The organism is Rheinheimera sp. NSM, from assembly GCF_052380015.1.
Taxonomy (GTDB): domain Bacteria; phylum Pseudomonadota; class Gammaproteobacteria; order Enterobacterales; family Alteromonadaceae; genus Alishewanella.
On sequence record NZ_JBQTCI010000002.1, the window covers coordinates 529745 to 553110 of the forward strand.

Genomic DNA, 23366 nt, shown 5'->3' on the forward strand with positions numbered 1-23366 from the left:
AAATCGCCGGGCTTTTTACTGTGCTATTTCACATCAGCGCTTTGCTTTTAGGCCAAGGGCAGCTATGGTGAGTAAAACAACAGAGCAGGAACGCACCTATGCCCATATCAGCACAACTTAATGCAGAAATTCGCGTGTTAACCTTGTTTAATCTCGACAGTGCTATGGAAGGTATTAAGATCCACCAGTCCGCCGATGCCGAAACACAACAGGCAATAAAACGGCTGTACGATAAAGGCCTGGTGTCACAGGCCGATGGCGGTTACTTAACCGACTTAGGTATTCACTGTGCAGAGCACCTGCAAACCGCACTACGCATTCTTAATACTGCTTCGTAATTGTTTTACCTGCCGCCGCCGGCGTTTGAGCAGTGCTGCAAGCTGCGCTAATGCCTGTGGCTGCTCGGCATAAACGGCCTGCTCATAATAATCGGCTAATTGCTGCAGCCATGCACTGTGTTGTGTTTGGCTGGCCGCCAATTGTCGTAAATAAGCTGAAACGGGTTGCGTCGGCTGTTTTTGCGCCAATAACGGCCGCAGGGCGCGGTGCAATAACAGCGTAGCGGCTGGCAATGTATGCTGCCTGCGTGTGAGCAGATGACGGCCAATCACAATCCCGGTAAGCAGTAACACTATTGCCGCTGCTGCGGCGATAACCGGCAATTGCTGCTTAAGTTGGCGCCACAACTGTTGCTGGCTATTGTCATTAAAACCCAGTACCCAAACCGACCAGTAATAATCCAGATGCATTAACTGCTGCCGTGCGGCTTGCAAAAAGGCCAACTGACGCCAACCGGAGCTCAGCAGGTTACGCTGCTCCTGTGGCAAGATATCATCCAGGTTATTCAAAATACGCTCAGGTGCAACAGCGGCGGTGGGGTCAAACTGCTGCCAGACACCGTTATCCAGATACTCTACCCAGGCATGAGCTTCACGCTGCCTTACGGCCAGATAGTTTTGCTGCGGGTGCCATTGTCCGCCCTGGTAGCCGCCCACCACTCTGGCAGCAATGCCTGCGGCTCTGAGGATCACGGCGGAGGCGGAGGCATAGTGGCTGCAAAACCCGGTACGGCTGTTAAACAGAAACTGATCTACGCTGTTTGCACCGGGCAATAAAGGCGGCGTAAGGCTGTAGTAAAACGGCTGGCTGCTAAAGTGCTCTGTCAGCGCCTGTACCAACTGTGCCGGCTGCGGATATTGCTGCAATAACTCTGCGGCAAATTGTTTTGTCGCCGGGTTAGCTGCCCCCGGCGCCAGGTTAAGTTGTTGCTCCTGCTCTGACAGCAAAGCCGCCGGGCCGTAAATACCGTTAACCCGGTAACTCAGACGCTGGCTCAGCGGTTTATTGGCACTGACCAGGCCGCCGGCGTTAAGCCGCACACTGCCGCTGACGCTAAGTGGCCGGGCCAGAGCGTACAGGCTGGTTTGCCGGCTGGCTTCGGCAATAACGCTGTAGCTTTGCTGTGCTGCCTCTTTTTCAGTTGCTGTTGCCGGCGGCGTATAACGTGCTGCTGTGCGGCGCATGGCGCTGACGTGCCAGCTGCGACCATCGAACTCTTCATATAACCGCGCCCGCCAGTACAACTGCTGCCGTGGTGGTAAAGGGCCGTCAAACTCAACCCGAAACGCCAGACTGTCGTCCTGCACCAGTTTTTCAATACTGCCGGGGTCAATGCTGTCACCCAGCCCGGTGGCCGCGACATTGGCATCGGGAATTTGCCAGAATGCCGGCAACCTGGGGAAGAGTAAAAACATCCCCAGCCACAGCGGTAAAATAATCAATACAGCACGGCCGGTTTGCGGCCAGTTCAGCTGCGCGCCTGTGGGCGCAAACAGACGATAATGGCTGTATAAATTAAGCAAAAAGACGGCAAACACCAGCATGGCAATGGCCATATCCTGATGCAGAATAAAACAACAGCCAGTTAAGAAGTAATGTACCCACACCAACTGCCTGGCTTCATACAAATGCTGTAGTGCCAATAGCCGTGCCACCGCCGCCAGCAGCAGTATCTGTAACATAAAGTGCAGCACGCCGGCCTGGCGCAGGTTAACAAATAAAGCAATGGCCACAAGGCCGGCCAGCAGGTTAACCCATTTCAGGCTAAGTGTAGGCCGGTTACGCAGGACACTATCAACACGATACAACAACAGCAGCAAAAACACGCCGATAATCCAGCCACTAAAGGCTTGTTGCAGCAACAACAGTATGCCCGTTTGCAACGCGGCCCAAAGCAGTAACAGGTTTTTTTGCTTTAACACAGGGCTAACTCCTGCAGGCAACGTTGCAGATGGGCGGCGCCGCAAGCTTGCGGTAATGTCAGCCCGGGGAGCTTTAAACCGTAACGCTGTGCAGATTGCTCCAATGCCAGCAGCTGCCAGGCCGCGTGGCTCAGGCGGCGCTCTAAGGCTTCACCGGTTGCCGGCGTCACCACCACCCAGCATGGCTCAGCTTGCGGCGCAAACTGTTGCTGGCGCACCACCGGGTTTAGCGGATCCCGTGCCAGTCGCTTCCACACCATATGGCGCAGGCTGTCGCCGCTGCGGTACGGTGCTAACGTATCGCCGCTCTGAGTCTGCGGCAGTGGGCCGGTAGCTGCTACCGGGCTATCGTCGTACTGTTGCAGCATTTTTTCGGCGCGCGGATACACCCAATAATCTTGCGCCAGGGCAACATAGCTCCAGGCACGCCATAAACCAAACGGATACTGGCTGCTGATCTTAATACGCGGCAGCGCATATCTACCGCGCCGGGTTGCCGGCAACGGCAATGTTAACTCCGCATTAAGGCCCGGCATCAACACGCTGTGTTGTTGTTGCATAAAACTGAAATTCAGCATCAGGTGTGGTTTATCAGCATTGAGTTGCAGCACGGCATTTAGCGACTCAGTGGCAAAACCGGCCGGCGCGGTGCGGCATTGCAGTGTTAAACCACGCATATTCTGGTACACCAGCACTATGCTGAGCAAAAACAAGCTCAACAATAAATAACACAGTAGCAGGATCAGGTTGTTTTGGTAGTTAGTGCCCAATAAATACAGCAGTGCAATCAGCAGCACAAACCACCAGCCATAGCGGGTGGGTAAAATAAAAATCAGCTTTTGTGCCAGGGTAACTTTGTCGGCAGCCGGTTGGCGTTTATCCAGATAGCGGCGGATAACACTCAGGTACTGCTGATACAACCGCTGTTTTAGTGTCAAATCGGACATGGCGTTTGTTGCAATAACATCTGACTTAACCGGCTTTCCTGTGCGGCAGAGGATGGATCCAGCCGGTGCTCTGCGACATAGGGAAACACCTGTTGCACATCTTCTGCGCTGACATAGTCACGGCCGTTTATAAAAGCAAAGGCTTTAGCTGCACGTAAGGTAGCTTTTGATGCGCGGGGGGATAACGGTAACATATCACTGCGATGGCGGCTGCTGTTAACCAAAGCCAGCAGATAATCAATTAATGCATCCGATGCCTTAACTTGCGGCACTTGCTGTTGCAGGGCGCGCAGTTGTTCGGTATTCAGTTGTTCGCTTAGTAATTCCAGCCGCGAACGGCTGCTGTCACGTTGTAGTAACTGATGTTCAGCCTGGTGATCGGGAAACCCCAGCGACAGCCTGAACATAAAACGGTCCAGTTGTGACTCCGGTAAGGCAGAAGTGCCGGCATGAAATAACGGATTTTGTGTGGCAATAACAAAGAAAGGCGTGGGCAGGGCACGGGTTTCGCCATCAACAGACACCTGCTTTTCTTCCATCGCTTCGAGCAGGGCGCTTTGGGTTTTCGGACTGGCGCGGTTTATCTCATCGGCCAGTAACACCTGGCTGAATACCGGTCCGGCTTGAAACCGAAATTGCTGCGACCGGGCATCATAAATATTCAACCCGACCAAATCGCCTGGCAGCAGATCGCTGGTAAACTGCACACGGCGGTAACTCAGGCCCAGGCTGTTGGCCAGCGCATGCGCCAACGTGGTTTTGCCCATGCCGGGTAAGTCTTCTAACAACAGATGACCTTCTGCCAGCAAACAACACAGCGCCAAACGGATCTGTTGCGGTTTGCCAAGGATCACCTGGTTTAAACTCTGTTCTACCTTGTGCAACTGTGTTAACACCTGAACTCCTTACTGCGTGCTCAGCCCGATGCTGAAAGCGTTATCCGCGGTTGTTACTATATACTATCGTTGTTAGCCGCCGGTTGTTACGGATGGCTATCCGCTAATGACTATCCGCTATAGTAGCGTCAGTCTTTGGAACTGCAACCATAAAAAAAGGCGGCCTGAGCCGCCTTCACTTCAAACTGAGCCGGGGGTTAGAAATTCACCACCACATCAGCTGAACACGCATCGGTTGCAGTTAAACAAAGCTTATAAGTTACCGTTGCAGCTTGTGAGTTAAAGCGATCACGATAGCGACCGGTGTTATCCAGCGTATCCACCAACTGCCCGTCGCGATACAAGTCCACCATAGCATCGGCGCCGCTCCAGCGCAGGTCAACAATAGTTGAACCGGTGCGGGTACGCACAGAGCGCAGTACGCTAAGGTCAATATTGCTGTCGGTCACGGTAACGGTTTGCTCTGCAGTATCGCTGAGCCCGGTGGCATCGGTGGTGGTTAAGCTGACATTGTAACTGCCGGCGGCTGCATAGCTGTGTGTCGGGATAGCATCGGCAGAGACATTACCATCGCCAAAATCCCAGCTCCAACTGCTGATATCGTTGTCAGCGTCTGTAGACATATCACTGAAGCTAACGCTTAAACCGGATGTGACAAAGCTGAAATCTGCTATCGGCGCTACCGGGCCTGGTGGTGTGCCATCATCCGATAATGCGGTTAATGTCAGGTCCCAGCTGTTCAGCGTACCGGTATCCAGCCCGGCATTGTCTGATACCAGTAAGGTCCAGTCACCTTGCATGCTTTCGCCGTTAAAGCTGTCCAGCTGCCAGTTTTGTATCAGATCATCTTCACTGCCACCGGTGCGGTTATGCAGGGTATGCTCTGTCCCTTGTGGCGAGCGCAGCTTAACAATTAAGTCACCACGCCAGGTATGAGTGATGTTTACGCCCACATCAGTACCAAATACATTACCGGCTTGCGGCACCGTAATAACACTTTCTATACCGTCGGCAATGTTATCCGGAATATCCACCGGGGTAGTGTTGCTGTAAGGGTAATCTTGCAGCCCTTGCGGCAGCACGCTCAGGCTGGCGTTAACCGATTTTACCAGCTCGCCACTGGCGGTGTCGGTACCGGTGATGGTGAACTGATAGTTGCCCCAGGCCGTTTCTGCTGACGTGACCACATCCAGCGTTAACGTGTCGCCGGGCTGGGCAGTAGTGGCAGATAAACTGACACCATCCAGTGCCGGTTGCACGTCTACGCTTAGCGCGACATCACCCATCCAGTCGGCAATATTGCCGATATCCAGCGTATATTGTGCAGCATCGCCGGCGGTGATCTCTTGTGTGCGTGGTGTCAGAGTCAGTTTAAACGACGGCGTAGGATCCGCTTCAACCATGGCATTCACCAGATTAACGCGTTTAGCGGAAACGGTTTTTCCTTCTAATGCCGCTAAGCTGTCGCCTGAGTCCATCAGAATGGTTTTCATTTCAGCCGGCGTAATATCCGGATTGACTGACCACAACAATGCAGCAGCACCGGCAACATGCGGCGACGCCATAGAGGTGCCGGAGTAGCTGGCGTAGCCGCCGCCCGGGATAGTAGACAAAATTGCTGAGCCCGGTGCACCTAAATCAACAGATGTTAAACCGTAGTTGGATGCGCCACTGGTAAAAATTGACAGGTTGTCATTGCGATCAGTTGACGCTACTGACACGATAACGTCCAGGTCATAGGCCGCCGGATACATTGGCGTGCTGTCAGCATCAACGCCGTCATTGCCTGCTGCAGCAATAAACAGAATACCGGCATCGCCGCCGGACTGAATCGCAGCGCGCAGGGTTTCAGAAAAGCCACCACCGCCCCATGAGTTGTTGGTAGCTTTAATATCTACACCATGGTTCAGCTTTAAATCGGTAAAATAGTTGATACATTCAATAGCGCCGGCAGTGCTGCCGCCGGTTGGGCCAAGGAACTGGCACGGTAGTAGGGTAACATTCCAGTTCACGCCAACCACGCCGGTGCCGTTATTGCCTGAAGCACCGATAGTGCCGGCAACATGGGTACCGTGGCTGTCGCTGTCCATCGGGTCCTGTTCAGCATTTAATGTAGAGTAACCGTAGGTACTGCCCGGTAAGCTGCCCGGATTCACCCAGCGGTTATCAATCAGATCAGGGTGGTTGTAATCCATGCCGGTATCAATAACACCGATGATGATGTCATGGCTGCCGGTAGAAATATCCCAGGCGTCAACGGCTTTGATATCTGCGCCGGCAGTACCACCGCTTTGACCGGTGTTGTGCAGACCCCACAGCTCGCCAAAACGCGGATCATCCGGCGTTGCCAGTGCTTTTACCGGATAATCGGGTTCTGCTACTTCAACGGCCGGATTCGCCGCCAGCTTTTTAATCAAATGATCGCGGTCTACGCCCTTAGGTACGTTAACTTTTACGATGCGGCCATCAGCCACATAACGCATTTTCATATCACGACCCTGCGCATCTAACTGACGCAGACTGGCACCTTGTTGCGTAATCAGTTGCTGGCGTTCTTGTTTGGATACGCCGGGTTTAAACATCACCAGGATGGAATCTTCAGTACCTGTGCTGCTGTTGGCCATGGCACCGGCAGAAACCAGAGCTGTTGCTACGGCGAGGGCAATAAGTGTTTTATGAGTCATAATAGTCCCTAATTTAACTAATCATTAATTATATGCTTACCTTTTAGCACAATTAGGGATAGCACGAATGTTAACCTGAGATGAACTTATTTTAAAAAATAGCCCTAATGTCTTAGTCGCTTTGGTGGGTTGGTTGTTAATGGAAATGCATAAATTAATGATTTAAAACGTTTGAAATATTTACAGCTAATTAATAACTAATTAGTAAAATAGCTGTTTTTTCCTATTGCGGCTTTCTGTTAGTGCTTTAGCCTAGCTTTTGTAACAACAGTGAAAGGGAATAGCGGTGTTTAATGTTACTAAATGGCTACTGATATTTGGCGTTGCAGTGAGCTCAGCTACAGCAGTAGCGGATGTCTCTGTGCAAATCACATCTTTGCTGGAGCGCCATGCGTTGGCAAACGGTGTCGATATAACCCAGCTTGGTGATCTTAACGTTGCTGATGTCACTCAATCCGGTAACGGGCATTACGCTGTGTTACTGCAGCAGGGCGTGTTAAACCAAATTCTGCTGCAACAAAGTGGCATGGGGAATCAAGCCGAACTGCGCCAGTTTGGCAATAACAACTCAGCTCAGATCATTCAAAGCGGTACAGATAATCTGATCCGGGTTGAACAGTGGGGTAACCGGCATTTTTCCATTGAGCAGTCCGGTGTCGGTGCAGAAATTTCGATTATTCAATACTAATAATGAGTTAGGGAGAATTTTATGAACGTAACATTTCCACGTAAACATATTTTGGGGTTAGCTATTGCACTGGTTGTCAGCGGCCCGGCATTAGCTGTCAGCAATGAAATTGTGATTAACCAAACTTCTGCCGTTGCGGCAGTTAGCGGCAACCTGGCAGAAGTGACACAAAGCGGTGAGATAAGTTTAGTCGTTATCGAGCAAAATGGTGATGCCAACAACAGCACTGTTACTCAGGACGGTGTCTGGTTAGAAGCCTACAACTTTGTTGCCGGTAACGATAACCAGGTGCGCACAGAGCAATTAACCGATTGGCATATTGCTTATATCGACATTGCAGGTGATGACAACACCGTCACTGTGACCCAGGATGGCTTTTTTAACCAGGCCGAAGCAATCGTCAGCGGCAATACCAACGATGTCGCCGTGCTGCAAACCGGCGATGTTAACGAAGTTTTTGTTAACCTGTCAGGTGATTTTAACCTGGTTGAAATAGAACAGCAGGGTATGGCGAACTGGAGTAATGCCGGTTTTAGTGGCAACGACAACAGCTTATTCAGCGTGCAGGTGGGTGATAATAACGAATCCGGCATGTTTAACTTAAGCGGTAACCGTAATGCCTTTGAAGCAGAGCAAACAGGTAATGCCAACGTAGGCGGTATTGTCGGTTTAACCGGTGACAACAACAGCTTCTTCGTGTCGCAACAAGGCGATGGCAACGTATTTATTGCCTATGATGTTGCCGGCAATGACAACCTGGTAGATGTGATGCAAGATGGTAATGGTAACCAGTTTTTACTGGATCCGTTGGCCGGTGAGCAAAATCTGGTGTTAATTGATCAGCGCGGTGACGGTAACCTGGTAGAGGCACCAATTGGTCTGATAGGTAATGATAACCAGGTAGATGTATGGCAAAACGGCAACCTGAACAGCGCGCTGTTTGCTACCGACGGCGATGGCCATAATGTTGAGATCCGCCAAAACGGTGATGGCAATATCAGTGAAATGATCCTGATTGGTGATGCTAACGTTGGCACTATATACAGCCGCGGCGATAACAATATTGCCGGTGTTGGTTTGGTTGGCGCAGGCAACATTGCCGATGTACAACAATTTGGTGACGAAAACTATGCCGTGGTTGATGTTATGGGTGATACCAACGACATCTATGTGGATCAGTCCGGCATGGCCAATGAAGTGTTGCTGACCAGTGATGTGGTGGTATCGGCCAATACTGTTGCCATTGAACAGAACGGTGATATTAACCTGGTTGATATTCTGGTATCCGGTAGCGGTAACAGCCTGGATATTCTGCAAGATGGCAGCGGTAACTGGGTTGCCGGTGACGACGGCTATTTTGCCCTGGCCGGTAACGACGGTTTGGTATCCATTGTGCAACAAGGTAATGATAACCTGGTATTAGGTGGTCAGGCCGGTAGCGGCAACCTGATGTCGGTAACACAGACCGGTGATTACAACACCGCCATTGTTGTGCAAAACTAAGCTTGAGGTCAGCGCCGGTGCAATGAACCGGCGCTGACCGTTTTTCAGGTAAGCAAAGAAATGAAGTTTATCGCCACACTGCTGTTACTCTGTTGCTCCGCTATGGTGCGCCCGACAGATATTGAATTGGGTGGTTTGGTACTGGACCGCACTATTTCCCGCTTCGGTAAAGATTTCACTTTTTATTACTCCGGCTACTGGCGTGATATGCCGTCCACCGACGGTGTCACGGTAGTGATCTACGAGCAGGTGTATCCTCAGGCCGGTACTTTTCTCTGGGTAGAAATGAACCAAACACGGGTATATCAAACCTATTTTGGCCGGCGCTATAACGACGTTAAACAAATGGCTGAGCAAGCCGTACTATTGAGTATTAATGAATTAGCCAATATTCAAACCGGCAAAATGCTGGGTGAACCGCTGGCTGACAAGTTGTAAAAGGAATAATAATAATGAAGCTGATGTCGCTGATAGGGCTGCTGTGCTGCAGTACTGCTTACGCTACCGAGCTGGTTTATACGCCGATAAACCCCAGTTTTGGCGGTAATCCGTTAAACGGCAATTTTCTGCTGCAAAAAGCGCAAAGCCAAAATGATCATACTGCTGATCGAGGCGGCTTGTCTTTTGTTGACAAGTTTCAGGACGCGCTGGAGCGTAACATTATTAACTCGTTAACGCGGCGCATTGCCGATGGCGAGTTAGTTGAAGGTGTGTATAACACCGGCGAGTTTATGGTGGAAGTCAGCGGCGGAGCCGATGGCAGTGTAGTGGTGCACATTACCAACCTTAGCAGCGGTGAAATTACCGTTATTACCATACCGGCTATCGGAGGCTAAGATGAAGTACTTACTATTAGCTGCCACTATGCTGCTAAGCAGTTGCTCATTGCTGCCAAAGCCACAACTTAATATCTCCGGTGCTGCCATCGATAGTGTCAGCCCGTTAATGCAAAATCTGCAACAACAGGGTAAACCGCGTACGGCTATTCCGGTATCGGTGTATGCGTTTCGCGACCAAACCGGACAATATAAACCCCAGGCTAATGTGTCGAGCTTCTCTACTGCAGTAACCCAGGGCGCAACTTCAATGTTGACGCAAATTCTGCTCGATAGCGGCTGGTTTGCGCCACTGGAGCGCGAAGGCTTACAAAACCTGCTGACAGAGCGCAAAATTCACGGTTCGAATAAAAAAGCCGCAGAGTTACCGCCACTGAAGGAAGCCCGCTTATTGTTTGAAGGCGGTATTATCGGCTATGAAACCAATTTAACCACCGGCGGTATTGGCGCCGAGTATTTCGGTATCGGCGCCTCAGAGTTGTATCGTGAAGATCAAGTCACCGTTTATTTGCGGGTGATAGATGTTTATACCGGACAAGTATTGTTATCTGTATCAAGCAGCAAAAAAGTGTTTTCGCAAGAGCTGCGGGCCGGCTTGTTCCGTTATGTGTCGCTTAACCGTTTGCTGGAAGCAGAAGGCGGGTATTCGACCAATGAGCCTGTGCAGTATTGTGTGAAACAGGCGATAGAAGCGGCGTTAGTCGAGTTAGTTGAGCAAGGCCAGCAACGCGGCTTTTGGCGCGCAGATGATCAAGCCAGTTTAAATAATGGTGGTGTTTCCTGACGTACAGGCTGCTGCAGCCAACGCAGCAGCTCCACTCTGTTACGTGCTTTAGTTTTGCGAAAGATGGACGACAAATGCGCCTTTACTGTATGGGCGCTGATGTTCAAACTTTCGGCAATCTCTTTGTTGCGGGCGCCTTCAGCCACCAGCTGAATAATGCGTTTTTCCTGCCGTGTCAGTAAATTATTATCCGGTACCGCCAGTGAGTCGGTGCTGCTTAACAATTTCTGTTGCAGCATTTGATCAACCAACTCTGACATAACGCTACGCGCATAGTATAGCTGCCCGGCCATCATCGTTTTTAATGCCGTAAGTACGCGGTCCAGTTGTTCATCACGAAAAATCACGCCGCGAATGCCGGCACACAGTGCCTGGTTGGCGTCCAGCAAACTACGTTCTGCCTGAAACAAAAACAGCGGCGCTTTATGCAGCAGATATTGCAGCTCTGTCGACAGGCCTTTTTTATTTAAATCGCTGTTGGCGTATGGACAAGCCAATAACACGCCGGATTTTAGCGGCGCACCGTACAACACGGCATTTTTACTCTGTTGTTGTACGTTAATACCTATAGATTGTGCTAACAGGGTAAGATTATGCAATGACTCTTGTTCTGAGAGTACGATAAGTTTAGTAAACTTATCCATCAGTTGTGCTCCTGCGTACTGCTGATGTGGCGAAAAGTGGATTCTGCTTATACTGTACCCGACAGTGTTGAATTGCAACCATTTAACTTGCCGTTTATAAGGTGCTGACAGCACAGCTTAATTTATCAACCGGAGCCTGTATGGCAATAAAACTGTTATTGGTTTGTTTGGGTAATATTTGCCGCTCGCCAACGGCGCATGCGGTAATGCGGCAAAAAGCCGGCCACAGTGGTCTGCAAATAGAAATTGAATCGGCCGGTACCAGCGCATCACATCGCGGTGCGCCACCGGATAGCCGATCGGTACGCGAAGGTGTCGCCGCCGGCTACGATTTTGGCAGCATTGTCTCGCGGCCGGTGTCCGACAGCGATTTTGCCTATTACGACCTGATATTGGCAATGGACAAAGACAACCTGGCCGAATTAAAGCGGCGCTGTCCTGCAGAGCTGCAACATAAACTGCAATTATTTATGCAATATCATCCGTCTTATCCGACCTATAGCGAAGTGCCGGATCCCTATTATGGTGGTAGTAAAGGTTTTGCTGTGGTGTTGCAGTTGATAGAGCAGGGCTGTGATGGCTTATTGGAACAGTTGAAGCTGACCGAAAAGGTGTAAATTAACCACAATTACCGGCATTAGTGGCGAAATATTCAACGCTTTGCTGCTATCTGAAGAAATTGTCATAAATTATGCCAAAGCCGGCATTGAATTTACGTCCGGAAGTCTATAACTTGCTTGGCAGATAATCAGACATAGGAAAATCATCGTGACCACCTGGACGCCTCAAAGCTGGCGCAGCTTCCCGATCCAACAGCAACCTGGCTATAAAGATCGGGATTTATTGCATCGTGTTGAACAGCAATTACATAAATATCCGCCACTGGTATTTGCCCAGGAGACGCGGGATTTGTTTAGTCAGCTCGGTCAGGTTGCAGAAGGTCAGGGCTTTTTACTGCAGGGTGGCGATTGCGCCGAGAGTTTTAACGATTTTAACGCACCAAAAATCCGCGATACTTTTAAAGTATTGTTGCAAATGGCGGTGGTGTTAACCTTTGCCGGTGGCTTACCGGTAGTAAAGGTGGCGCGTATGGCCGGGCAATATGCCAAACCGCGCTCCAGCGACCTGGAAACTATTGATGGTGTGTCATTGCCCAGTTATCGTGGCGACATCGTTAACAGCTTTGAGTTTACTGAAGCGGCAAGGCTACCGGATCCAAACCGCTTAACCACGGCTTATCATCACTCTGCTGCTACGCTGAATCTACTGCGCGCTTTTGCCCAGGGCGGTCTGGCCGATTTACATCAGGTGAGCAAGTGGAATATGGGTTTTGTTGAATCTAACCCACTGAAAGATCGCTATCAGGATGTCGCCCAGCGTATTCAGGAAGCCCTGCGTTTTATGGAAATTTGCGGTATTACCGGACAGAATTCACCCTCTATCCGTGAAACCCAGCTGTATACCTCGCACGAAGCCTTGCTGCTGAATTACGAAGAAGCCCTGACACGGCGTGATTCGTTAACCGGCGATTGGTATGACTGCTCGGCGCATATGGTATGGATAGGTGAGCGTACGCGCCAGTTGGATCATGCGCATATTGAATTTTTCCGCGGCATTCATAACCCGGTCGGCGTAAAAGTGGGACCGGGCATGCAGCCGGACGACCTGATCCGCTTAATTGATGCACTTAACCCGAATAATGTGGCAGGGCGCTTAACCCTGATCACGCGGATGGGAGCAGATAAACTGGCAGATAAACTGCCGGCGCTGGTGCGCCGCGTACAACAGGAAGGCCGTAAAGTAGTGTGGAGCTCAGATCCGATGCACGGCAATACGGTAAAAGCCAGCAACGACTATAAAACGCGGGACTTCGAAGCTATTTTACGTGAGATCCGCAATTTCTTTGCAGTGCACAAAGCAGAAGGCAGCCATGCCGGTGGTATCCACCTGGAAATGACCGGGGAGCATGTTACCGAATGTACCGGCGGTGCTTATGGTTTAAGCGAGCATGATTTGGGTAAACGTTACTTTACCCAATGCGATCCGCGGTTAAATGCTGACCAGGTACTGGAATTAGCCTTTCTGATTGCCGATACTTTACGCACTGCGCGTAAATAATCACGCGCTCAAAGGAGCGTAAGTGTTATCAGAACAGGCAAAAGACGCTGGCCGGCACTCCACCGCAGGTCAGCGTTATTGTATTGGCATAGTGGGTGCCGGCAGCATAGGCTGTTATCTCGGTGCCCATTTATGTCAGGATAGTGCACTGGAAGTAAAATTTTTCGGCCGTGAAACCATGGCATTAGAGCTGGCCGCTCATGGCTTAAGCGCCACCTCGTTTGACCATCACACCTATTTTGCCCAACCGGTGGCATTTTACAGTTCGCTTAACAGCTTAATTGAATGCGATGTTGTGCTGTTGACCGTTAAAGCCACGGCGCTGGTGCCGATGCTAACGCAATTAAAACGCTTTTTACGGCCTGAAGTGCCGGTAGTTGCAATGCAAAACGGCATAGGTATTGGTGAAATGCTCAGCCAGGACTTAGCCAACCCGGTACTGCGCGCCATAGTACCGTTTAATGTGGTTAAAAACCGTGCCGGCCAATTCCATCGTGCCAGCGCCGGCGCCATTGTCTGGCAGCAGAATGACCATGCCGCCGTTAATTACATTATTAACGCCTTTAAGCAATTAAAACTGCCGGTGCAGCTATGCGACGATATTACGGCCGCCGAATACGGCAAGCTGCTGCTGAACTTAAATAATGCCTTAAATGCCATCAGCAACCTGTCGCTGCAGCAACAACTGCTGGACCCTGATTGCCGCTTATTACTGGCGGCAGCTATGCAGGAGTGGCTGCATATTTGCCGCAAAGCCGGTATAAAGCCGGTGTCCTATACCGGTTTGCCGAACGCATTATTACCCTGGTTTTTACGCTTGCCAACAGCAGTATTTCGTCTTGCGGCCGCCAGTATGCTGGAGATAGATGAACAGGCGCGCTCTTCTATGTGGGATGATATCCAGGCAAAAAAGCGCACCGAAATCATGTTTTTAAATGGTGCTGTGGTGCGAATGGGGCAGCTGTATCAGTTGCCGACACCGGTAAATACGCTGTTGGTTGAGCAGATAAAACGGCTGGAAAGCGGCGAGGCTGCGCCACTGTCCATTAACGATATGCTGCAACAAACCGGGTTAACTTCTTAATACTTATGCCGCTTCAGCCCGGTTTTGGCGATGATTTTCGCTGAAATCTCTTCTATTGATAAATGTGTCGAGTTTAAATACGGGATTTGCTCGCGCAGATACAGGTTTTCCACTTCTGCCAGCTCCAGCTGACACTGGCGCAAAGACGCATAGCGGCTGTTGGCGCGGCGCTGCTCACGAATTTGGCTTAACCGCTGTGGCGTAATGGTTAAGCCAAACAATTTTTCTCTGTTGTGGCGCAAAACGTCGGGCAGCTGCAGTTGCTGCATATCTTCTTCGACAAAAGGGTAGTTTGCCGCCTTAATGCCATATTGCAGCGCCAGATACAGGCTGGTCGGGGTTTTACCGGAGCGGCTTACACCCACCAGAATAATATCGGCCTGGGCAAAATTTTTCAGATTAGAGCCATCGTCATTGGCCAGCGCAAAATTGACAGCATCGATGCGAAAGTCATAGCTTTTCTCGTGCATGCTGTGGGTGCGGTGGGTTTTTGGTACCGGTGCTACCCCCAGCTCGCGCTGAATAGGCTCAACAAAAGTATTCAGGAAGTCATAGCAGACGCCGTTACTGCTGTTAATAATCTGCCGCAGCTGGTCATCAACAAAGGTTTGGAAAATCAGTGGCCGTTGTCCCGTTGTTTTATAACGATCGTTAATACGTTGCTTTACCTGCTCGGCCATATCACAGGTTTCGACAAACGGGATGGTAACATGCTCAAATTCTGCAGGAAAAAGAGTAAGTAAGGCATGACCAAACACTTCTGCGGTAATAGCGGTTCCATCTGAGATATAAAAGGCTGTGCGCACCGGTTACTCCGTTTTGTCGTTATAAAATTACATTGAAAATTAAGGTTTTATTTAGCCTGAGTGGCAGTGTAAAATCGCTGTGCTTTGTAGCGCTGTTTGTAAGCTTACACGCCACTCGACAAAAAATGGAGATTAACTGTGCAAGAATTTGTGATTTGGTATGAAAACCTGGGTATGCACGATGTAAATCGGGTGGGCGGCAAAAATGCCTCTCTGGGAGAGATGATCAGTAATCTGGCGAATGCCGGCGTACAGGTACCGGGCGGTTTTGCCACCTCAGCCTATGCTTTTAACCAATTTCTTGAACAAAGCGGTGTTAATGAGCGCATTTATCAGCTGCTCGACGGCCTGGACGTTGACGACGTAACCGCACTGGCCAAAGCCGGTGCACAAATCAGGCAGTGGGTTATTGATACGCCGTTTCAACCGGAGTTAGAACAAGCCATTCGCGAGGCTTACCAACAACTGCATCCGGACGCAGCGCAAGATGTATCTTTTGCCGTACGCTCATCAGCCACCGCCGAAGATATGCCGGATGCGTCTTTTGCCGGCCAGCAGGAAACCTTCTTAAACGTGCGCGGCTATGATGCCGTCATCGTCGCTATTAAACATGTATTTGCCTCGTTATTTAACGACCGCGCTATTTCCTACCGCGTGCACCAGGGCTACGACCACCGCGGCGTGGCGCTATCGGCCGGGGTGCAAAAAATGGTGCGCTCTGATTTAGCCTCATCCGGTGTCATGTTCAGCATTGATACCGAATCAGGCTTTGAAGATGTGGTGTTTATTACGTCTTCTTACGGCTTGGGGGAAATGGTGGTGCAGGGCGCTGTTAACCCGGACGAATTCTATGTGCATAAACCCACCTTGGCAGCAGGCCGCCCGGCCGTGGTGAAACGCAACTTAGGCAGCAAAAAAGTCGAGATGATCTATTCGGGCGAGCAAGGCCACGGCAAGCAGGTTAAGGTGGTGGATATTGAGCCACAGCGCAGCCGGCAGTTCTCGCTAACCGATGCCGAAGTAGAAGAGCTGGCCAAACAAGCCGTTATTATTGCTCAGCACTATGGCCGCGCGATGGATATCGAGTGGGCCAAAGACGGTAACGACGGCAAGTTGTATATCGTGCAGGCGCGGCCGGAAACGGTAAAAAGCCGCGAAGACAGCAACAGCATGGAGCGTTTTCAGCTGTTAGCTAAAGCCGCAGTGGTGGCAGAAGGCCGTGCTATCGGCCAACGTATTGGTGCCGGCACCGCCAAGGTGCTCAAAGGCATAGAGCAGATGGACCAAATTCAGCCGGGCGATGTGCTGGTAACCGACATGACCGACCCCGACTGGGAACCAATCATGAAGCGGGCATCGGCCATTGTCACCAACCGTGGCGGCCGCACTTGCCATGCGGCCATTATTGCCCGTGAGTTGGGTATTCCGGCAGTGGTTGGCTGTGGCGATGCTACGGCAAAAATTAAAACCGGCCAGCAGGTTACTGTGTCTTGTGCCGAAGGCGATACCGGTTTTATTTATGACGGTAAGCTGGAATACAAGGTGGTCAGCAGCCGCGTTGACCAAATGCCAAAGCTGGATTTAAAAATAATGATGAATGTCGGCAATCCTGAGCGGGCATTCTCGTTTGCCAAACTGCCGCATGCCGGTATTGGTCTGGCGCGGCTGGAATTTATTATTAACCGCATGATTGGCGTGCACCCTAAAGCATTACTGAATTTTGATGCGCAAACCCCGGAGCTTAAAGCAACCATTAGCGAGATGATTGCCGGCTATGCCGATCCGGTTGAGTTTTACATTGCCAAACTGACCGAAGGTATCGCAACCTTAGCCTGTGCCTTTGCGCCGCAAAAAGTGATAGTGCGGATGTCTGATTTTAAATCGAACGAATACGCTAACTTAGTTGGTGGACGCCAGTACGAGCCGCACGAAGAAAATCCGATGATCGGTTTTCGTGGAGCCTCGCGCTATATCTCCAAAGATTTCCGTGACTGCTTCGCGCTGGAAGTTGAAGCATTAAAACGGGTGCGCAATGTAATGGGCTTTACCAATGTCGAGGTAATGATCCCGTTCGTACGTACTTTGGGTGAAGCAAGCAGCGTAATCGATTTGCTGGCAGAGCACGGCTTAAAGCGTGGCGACAACGGCCTGCGGGTGATTATGATGTGCGAGTTGCCCTCTAACGCCTTGCTTGCAGAGGAGTTTTTAGAATACTTCGATGGCTTCTCAATTGGTTCGAACGACTTAACTCAGTTAACCCTGGGGCTGGACAGAGACAGCGGTCTGATAGCTCACTTGTTTGACGAGCGCAACCCGGCGATTTACAAATTGCTGGAAATGGCCATTAAAACCTGTAAAGCCAAAGGTAAATATATTGGTATTTGTGGCCAGGGCCCGTCGGATCACGAAGACTTTGCCGCCTGGTTAATGCAGCAGGGCATCGACAGTGTATCGCTAAACCCGGATACCGTGCTGGAAACCTGGCTGTATCTGGCGGAAAAATACGGCAAGCAATAAGTCAGCTATTAAGCCCCGTGCCCCCGGGGCTTTTTTATATCTGTTGCATTAAAAGCCGGTTGTGCCTGGCACGACTTCAGCACATAGTACCTGACTGTAAACATTAACTCTGTGGATAGTAACTAAGGAGCCGACAATGCGTGAACTTTATATTGCCAATAAAAATTATTCTTCCTGGTCTTTACGGCCCTGGCTGTTGATGACACAGCTGAATATTCCGTTTATTGAGCAGCTGGTGCCGTTTAGCCAGCAAGGTAACTTTGCAAAATTCCGCGTGTTTTCGCCTAGCGGCAAGGTGCCGTGCTTAGTGCAAAAAGACATAGTGGTATGGGACTCATTAGCCATTGCCGAATATTTGTATGAAAGCTATCCGGCGGTATGGCCCAAAGAGGCGAAAGCCCGCGCTTTCGCGCGTTGTGCTGCGGCAGAAATGCACTCCGGCTTTAGTGCACTGCGTAATATCTGTGGCATGAGCTGTGGCCATCGCGTTAAATTACACCGCATTACAGCAGAGTTACAGCGTGATTTAGACCGCATTACGGAGTTGTTTGAACAAGGACTTACCGACTTTGGCGGGCCTTTTCTGGCGGGTAAACAGTTTAGTGCTGCGGATGCATTTTTCGCCCCGGTAGCATTTCGGGTGCAGAGCTACGGCCTGCAGTTAAGTGAGACTGGCATGGCTTATGTGCAAACGCTGCTGAACCTGCCGGCTATGCAACAATGGTACAAACAAGCATTGGCCGAGCCTTGGGTAGACGAGGCGCATGATGAAGAAATAGCCGCAGCCGGGCAAATTACCGCAGATCTGCGGCAAACCGGCGGTTAACAGCATAGCTATTCTGTTTTCGCTGTGGCAAATTAAGCGGCGTATAACAAAATGTGCTTAAAAATAACTATAAGGAAGGGAAATGGAAGGCTTTATTAGTGCGCTGAACGGCATTATCTGGAGCCCGGCGCTGATTTATTTGTGTTTGGGCGCCGGTTTGTTTTACTCAATACTGACCCGGTTTGCTCAGGTACGCCATTTTAAAGAAATGTGCAAGCTGCTGTTGAACAACAGCGAGTCTGACAAAGGTATTTCGTCGTTTCAGGCGCTGGCAGTATCACTGTCCGGTCGCGTGGGGGTGGGTAACATTGCCGGTGTAGCCGCCGCCATCGGCTTTGGTGGCCCGGGCGCTATATTCTGGATGTGGGTAGTGGCTTTTCTGGGGGCCAGTACGGCTTATGTCGAATCTACTTTAGGTCAGCTGTATAAAGTAGAAGAAAATGGCCAGTATCGTGGTGGCCCGGCTTACTATTTTGAGCGCTGCCTCGGTTGGCGCTGGCTGGGTATTTTATTTGCTGTCTCGGCCATTATTGGCTGTGGTATTTTCCTACCCGGCGTACAAGCCAATGCGGTAGGTAATGCGGTAACCCAGGTGTTTGGTGACGGCGTTATGGTGGTAACCACGTTTGGTGAAGTGGGCACCCATAAACTGATAGCACTGGCGGTGATCCTTATTGTACTGGCGTTTATTATTTTTGGTGGCATTAAGCGTATTGCGCACTTTACCCAAATTGTCGTGCCTTTTATGGCATTGGGTTACATAGTGCTGGCGTTAATAGTGGTGTTTCTGAATCTGGATAAGGTGCCTGGTATATTCAGTTTAATTTTAAGCGATGCCTTTACCGCACAAGCCGGTTTTGGTGCTGCCATTGGCTGGGGTGTAAAACGGGGCATCTACTCCAATGAGGCCGGCCAGGGCACGGGCCCGCATGCTGCCGCGGCCGCCGAAGTAGACCATCCGTCGCAGCAAGGTTTAGTACAGGCGTTTTCAGTCTACGTGGATACGTTGTTTGTTTGTACCGCTACCGCCCTGATGATCTTAATTACCCAGCAATACAATATTCAAACGGAAAACTTTAATGCTGTAACAGGTGCCGGTACTATGCTGCTGCAAAATGTCGATGCAGCAACTGAAGTGGCATCCCCGGCCTTTACGCAAATGGCATTGTTAAGTGTATTTGGTCAGTTTGGTCAGGTGTTTGCGGGGCTGGCTATTTTCTTCTTCGCTTTTACCACCATTTTGGCGTACTACTACATTACCGAAACCAATGTGGCGTATTTAAACCGCGTGTTTAACAACAAGCTGCCTAATATAGTGTTTAAGCTGCTGCTGATGTTTATGGTGGCTTACGGCACGGTTAACAGCGCCGGCTATATCTGGAATATCGGCGATATAGGCGTAGGCTTAATGGCGTGGGTTAACGTGCTGGGTATCCTGGTTATCTTCTTTATGTACAAGCCCACCATGCGCTGCCTGCGTGACTTTGAAGTACAGAAAAAAGCCGGTGGCCCGATTATTTTTGATCCGGTTAAACTCGGCATTAAAAACGCGACCTTCTGGGAAAAGCGGCTGGCAAAACAGCAGCAAGAGCAGAAATAACAGACATTACGCAAGCTGAATAAAACCCTTAACAGCCCGGCCTCAGCGCCGGGCTTTTTTGTACTAACGTAAAGTACCTGCTGCAATATGTCTGCCAGCGCACAGATATCTGTTTTTCGTTACCGCATGATGGTTTTTACTCTGCACTTTCGCAGCGTGAAGGAGCTTAAAATGCAAGCAATAAAACGTACTTTAGTTACCGCTGGCGTAGTGTTAGCAGGTAGCCTGCTGCTTAGCAGCTGTGATCGCGGTAATGTCAATGCACAAACCGGTGCCCCGGATTTAACCGTAACAACCGAAGATGGTGATGGAGATGATGTTAATATCACCACAGCGGTGAATACCGCCCTGATGGCTGATCCGAAGTTGCAGCATTTAGACATTCAGATTGAAACGCGCAAAGGTGATGTAACCCTTTCCGGCACTGTGGAAACTCAGGCGCAGCGCTCACAGGCTGAAATGATTGCCGCTTCAACCTCCGGTGTACATGCGGTCAACAATAAACTTCAGGTAAAATAACGGCCTTTGCCGGCGTTAGCCGGGTTAACCCCGTTGCTAACGCCGGAGTATTCAGCTGCGCTTTGTGAAAACTCTGCCTTAAGATACACTTCTTGCCATGTACTAACGGCCACCCTGGCCGCATGAACAGGTTGGCGGATGCATATACTGATTATTGAAGACAATGCGGATATTATCGCGAATTTGTACGGCTATCTGGAACCGCTTGGTTACACACTGGATGTAGCGCGGCACGGCAAGGCAGGGGTGTTGTGCGCTACAACATCCTTTCATGATGCCATAGTGCTTGATTTGTCGCTGCCGGGGATGGACGGTGTGGAAGTGTGCCGCGTACTGCGGCAGGAATATCAACTGACCACCCCGATACTGATGTTAACTGCACGCGACACTGAGCAAGATAAAGTGACCGGCTTTGCTGTTGGCGCTGACGATTACCTGGTAAAACCCTATTCCTTGCCGGAGCTGGACGCACGGCTAAAAGCCCTGGTGCGCCGTGCGCGTAATGAGCATGTGCAAGCGGTACTGACATTTGATGAGTTACAACTGGATAGCAGCCTGCTCAGGGTAAGCCGCGCCGGCCAGGTATTAGATGTAACGCCAACCGGCTACAAAATTCTTACTGCTTTAATACGGGTGGCGCCAAAATTGCTGACGCGGGAAGCATTAGCGCGTGAAGTTTGGGGCGATGAGCCACCCGATAGCGACGCGCTGCGCACTCATATTCATAGCCTGCGCCGTGCTTTGGATAAGCCCTTTGCTTACCCGATGTTGTTAACCCTGCCGGGTACCGGCTATCGCCTGATGAGCTCCGATGAAGCCAAGACTGTCCCTTAAACAACATATTACGCTTACCTATATTTTGCTGGCCGTGGTCGTCGCCGGTGCTTTTAGTCTGGTGAGTTATATCTCGGTAAAGGTTATTGAAGCTCAGGTTATCGGCGCGCCGGCCGGGCTGGAAGATACTGAGCGGGTGATCTTGTTCTCTCTCGCTGCCGGTTTTGTCGTAAGTGTTTTACTGGCTGCCTGGCTTGGCGTGTTAAGCGTGCGCCGCGTTATTGCACCGGTAGCCGCCCTGGCCGATGCGGTGAATCGCAATGCTGCAGCAAACGCGCTGCCATCACTTTCTGCACCGGATGAAATTGGTGTGCTGGCACGGGCTTTTGCCAAACGCACTAACGAGCTGCAGCAGTTTTTGCAGCGTGAGCAAATGTTCACCGCCGATGTCAGCCATGAACTGCGTACACCGTTAACCGTAATCCTGGGCGCAGCAGAGCTGCTGACGGTGCAGTTGCCGGCGCAGTCGGCGCAATATATTGCTGCAGAGCGTATCCGCCGCGTGGCAGCCGAAACAGCACAACGCATCAGCGCTTTGTTGTTGTTGGCACGAGCCCATGGCACCGGCGCAGCGCCCTGTACAGCACTAAATACGATTATTGAGTCAGAAATGGAACGCTGTCAGCCGCTGCTACAAGGCAAAGCCGTACAATGCCAACTGCAATGGGCCACACCGGTATTGGCCGGAGTACATCCGGAGCTGGCCGGTATTGTTATCGGCAATCTGCTGCGCAATGCTTGCCGCCATACCGAACAGGGTTATATTTTGGTGCAGCTTAAGCCCGGGCAATTAGTGGTGGAGGACAGCGGCGTGGGTATTTCGGCTGCCGTTCGCGCGCGGTTGTTTGAACGTTTTGTACACGGTAACGAACACCCGGTACACGAAGGCATGGGCTTGGGGTTATCTATTGTTAAACGTGTGGTTGAGCATATCGGTTGGGATGTGCAGCTGGAAACCCCGACAGAGGGCGGTACCCGTTTTGTGCTGAATTTTCCGCAGGTAGCGCCGCCATTATCCTCTTAACGCAATCTTAACGGCCAGCGGTTTATGTTGTTACTTCCGTTAGTAAGGCAGTTAAGAGGAAACACATGAAACGCACTTTGCTTGCAGTTGGTATCTTGTTGTCATCAGGCATTGCCTGCGCCGGTGAGGGGGCTGGCTGGAGTTACAGCGGCGACACCGGGCCGGATAACTGGGTGCAGTTAAGCCCGGAATACAGTAGTTGCGCCGGCAGTAATCAATCACCGGTTAATCTTAGCGGCTTTATTGACGCTAAGTTAGAGCCGGTGAAGTTTAACTACCATGCTGGTAGCGCAAACATTATTAATAATGGCCACACCGTGCAAATTAATATGTTGCCGGGCAATACGATTACAGTGGATGGTATTGTGTTTGAACTGAAGCAGTTTCATTTTCATCTGCCCAGTGAAAACCTGATAAACGGCAAATCCTTTCCGATGGAAGCGCATCTGGTGCATGCTGACAAAGACGGGCATTTAGCCGTTGTTGCAGTCATGGTTACATCAGGGGCGGCTAACAGTGTGCTGAGTAAAGCCTGGGCGCAAATGCCGCAGCAGGGCGAAACCAGGCCAACAGCAGCGGATATTTCTGCGCTGGATATTTTGCCGGCACAACGTGATTACTACCGTTTTAACGGCTCGCTGACAACGCCGCCTTGCTCTGAAGGGGTGCGCTGGCTGGTGATGAAACAACCTGTTTCAGCTTCACAGGCACAAATAAACCAATTCCTGCAGGTAATGCATCATCACAATAATCGGCCGGTACAGCCGGTTAACGCCAGGGTAATACTGCAGTAAT

22 protein-coding genes are annotated in these 23366 nt (G+C 50.7%); 16 read left to right on the top strand and 6 right to left on the bottom strand.

Going from position 1 to position 23366, the window contains the following annotated elements:
• Positions 1–98 precede the first annotated feature (98 nt).
• Positions 99–338, top strand: a complete 240-nt coding sequence (locus ACTZWV_RS08225; protein WP_444786082.1) for a TIGR02647 family protein — start codon at positions 99–101, stop codon at positions 336–338.
• On the opposite strand, the gene ACTZWV_RS08230 is transcribed toward ACTZWV_RS08225, so the two are convergent.
• The 4 genes from ACTZWV_RS08230 to ACTZWV_RS08245 all read right to left on the bottom strand — a co-directional run bounded on the left by ACTZWV_RS08230 (position 312) and on the right by ACTZWV_RS08245 (position 6788).
• Entirely contained in the window at positions 312–2261 is a 1950-nt protein-coding gene (locus tag ACTZWV_RS08230; RefSeq protein WP_444786083.1) for a transglutaminase family protein, read from the bottom strand. The two genes, ACTZWV_RS08225 and ACTZWV_RS08230, sit on opposite strands and share 27 nt — an antisense overlap.
• The gene (locus ACTZWV_RS08235; protein ID WP_444786084.1) at positions 2255–3208 is read right to left on the bottom strand and encodes a hypothetical protein; all 954 of its coding nucleotides are present in this window, start codon (positions 3206–3208) and stop codon (positions 2255–2257) included. The genes ACTZWV_RS08230 and ACTZWV_RS08235 overlap by 7 nt, the downstream gene beginning before the upstream one ends.
• The gene (locus ACTZWV_RS08240; RefSeq protein ID WP_444786085.1) at positions 3196–4104 is read right to left on the bottom strand and encodes an AAA family ATPase; all 909 of its coding nucleotides are present in this window, start codon (positions 4102–4104) and stop codon (positions 3196–3198) included. Before ACTZWV_RS08240 ends, ACTZWV_RS08235 begins: the two co-directional genes overlap by 13 nt.
• Before the next feature lie 197 nt (positions 4105–4301).
• Entirely contained in the window at positions 4302–6788 is a 2487-nt protein-coding gene (locus tag ACTZWV_RS08245; RefSeq protein WP_444786086.1) for a S8 family serine peptidase, read from the bottom strand.
• Between the two features lie 361 nt (positions 6789–7149).
• Between ACTZWV_RS08245 and ACTZWV_RS08250 the strand changes: the two genes are divergently transcribed.
• The 5 genes from ACTZWV_RS08250 to ACTZWV_RS08270 are packed head-to-tail and all read left to right on the top strand — an operon-like array spanning position 7150 to position 10599.
• On the top strand, positions 7150–7476 hold the full coding sequence (locus ACTZWV_RS08250) for a curlin subunit CsgB (protein ID WP_444786087.1): 327 nt from the start codon (positions 7150–7152) through the stop codon (positions 7474–7476).
• A gap of 21 nt (positions 7477–7497) precedes the next feature.
• A complete protein-coding gene (locus ACTZWV_RS08255; RefSeq protein WP_444786088.1) occupies positions 7498–8979 on the top strand; it encodes a hypothetical protein in 1482 nt (493 codons plus the stop codon).
• Between the two features lie 60 nt (positions 8980–9039).
• On the top strand, positions 9040–9417 hold the full coding sequence (locus ACTZWV_RS08260) for a curli production assembly/transport protein CsgE (protein WP_444786089.1): 378 nt from the start codon (positions 9040–9042) through the stop codon (positions 9415–9417).
• A gap of 14 nt (positions 9418–9431) precedes the next feature.
• Complete coding sequence (locus ACTZWV_RS08265) at positions 9432–9815, top strand: curli assembly protein CsgF (protein ID WP_444786090.1); 384 nt, start codon at positions 9432–9434, stop codon at positions 9813–9815.
• 1 nt (position 9816) lies between these two features.
• Entirely contained in the window at positions 9817–10599 is a 783-nt protein-coding gene (locus ACTZWV_RS08270; RefSeq protein WP_444786091.1) for a CsgG/HfaB family protein, read from the top strand.
• Here the strand turns inward: ACTZWV_RS08270 and ACTZWV_RS08275 are convergent.
• Positions 10566–11243 (bottom strand): response regulator transcription factor, encoded by a 678-nt coding sequence (locus tag ACTZWV_RS08275; protein ID WP_444786092.1) that lies wholly within the window; start codon positions 11241–11243, stop codon positions 10566–10568. The two genes, ACTZWV_RS08270 and ACTZWV_RS08275, sit on opposite strands and share 34 nt — an antisense overlap.
• Before the next feature lie 140 nt (positions 11244–11383).
• Here ACTZWV_RS08275 and ACTZWV_RS08280 point away from each other — a divergent pair, with 140 nt between their 5' ends.
• The 3 genes from ACTZWV_RS08280 (at position 11384) to ACTZWV_RS08290 (ending at position 14445) form a co-directional block, all read left to right on the top strand.
• Positions 11384–11860: a low molecular weight protein-tyrosine-phosphatase gene (locus tag ACTZWV_RS08280; protein WP_444786093.1), complete on the top strand. Its 477-nt coding sequence runs from the start codon at positions 11384–11386 to the stop codon at positions 11858–11860.
• Positions 11861–12011: 151 nt separating this feature from the next.
• A complete protein-coding gene (locus ACTZWV_RS08285; protein WP_444786094.1) occupies positions 12012–13361 on the top strand; it encodes a class II 3-deoxy-7-phosphoheptulonate synthase in 1350 nt (449 codons plus the stop codon).
• Between the two features lie 22 nt (positions 13362–13383).
• Positions 13384–14445: a 2-dehydropantoate 2-reductase gene (locus ACTZWV_RS08290; RefSeq protein ID WP_444786095.1), complete on the top strand. Its 1062-nt coding sequence runs from the start codon at positions 13384–13386 to the stop codon at positions 14443–14445.
• Here the strand turns inward: ACTZWV_RS08290 and ppsR are convergent.
• Positions 14442–15251: a posphoenolpyruvate synthetase regulatory kinase/phosphorylase PpsR gene (ppsR, locus tag ACTZWV_RS08295; RefSeq protein ID WP_444786096.1), complete on the bottom strand. Its 810-nt coding sequence runs from the start codon at positions 15249–15251 to the stop codon at positions 14442–14444. The genes ACTZWV_RS08290 and ppsR overlap by 4 nt on opposite strands.
• Before the next feature lie 138 nt (positions 15252–15389).
• On the opposite strand from ppsR, the gene ppsA reads away from it, so the two are divergent.
• The 7 genes from ppsA to ACTZWV_RS08330 all read left to right on the top strand — a co-directional run bounded on the left by ppsA (position 15390) and on the right by ACTZWV_RS08330 (position 23365).
• A complete protein-coding gene (ppsA, locus tag ACTZWV_RS08300; RefSeq protein WP_444786097.1) occupies positions 15390–17768 on the top strand; it encodes a phosphoenolpyruvate synthase in 2379 nt (792 codons plus the stop codon).
• Between the two features lie 136 nt (positions 17769–17904).
• A complete protein-coding gene (locus tag ACTZWV_RS08305) occupies positions 17905–18594 on the top strand; it encodes a glutathione S-transferase family protein (protein ID WP_444786098.1) in 690 nt (229 codons plus the stop codon).
• Positions 18595–18676: 82 nt separating this feature from the next.
• Positions 18677–20194, top strand: a complete 1518-nt coding sequence (locus ACTZWV_RS08310; protein WP_444786099.1) for an alanine/glycine:cation symporter family protein — start codon at positions 18677–18679, stop codon at positions 20192–20194.
• A gap of 171 nt (positions 20195–20365) precedes the next feature.
• Positions 20366–20713 carry a BON domain-containing protein gene (locus ACTZWV_RS08315; RefSeq protein WP_444786100.1) on the top strand — a complete coding sequence of 116 codons (348 nt, stop codon included), beginning with the start codon at positions 20366–20368 and terminating at the stop codon, positions 20711–20713.
• Positions 20714–20851: 138 nt separating this feature from the next.
• Positions 20852–21547 (top strand): response regulator transcription factor, encoded by a 696-nt coding sequence (locus ACTZWV_RS08320; protein WP_444786101.1) that lies wholly within the window; start codon positions 20852–20854, stop codon positions 21545–21547.
• Positions 21525–22571 (top strand): sensor histidine kinase, encoded by a 1047-nt coding sequence (locus ACTZWV_RS08325; protein WP_444786102.1) that lies wholly within the window; start codon positions 21525–21527, stop codon positions 22569–22571. The genes ACTZWV_RS08320 and ACTZWV_RS08325 overlap by 23 nt, the downstream gene beginning before the upstream one ends.
• A gap of 65 nt (positions 22572–22636) precedes the next feature.
• The gene (locus ACTZWV_RS08330) at positions 22637–23365 is read left to right on the top strand and encodes a carbonic anhydrase (protein WP_444786103.1); all 729 of its coding nucleotides are present in this window, start codon (positions 22637–22639) and stop codon (positions 23363–23365) included.
• Position 23366: the final 1 nt, after the last annotated feature.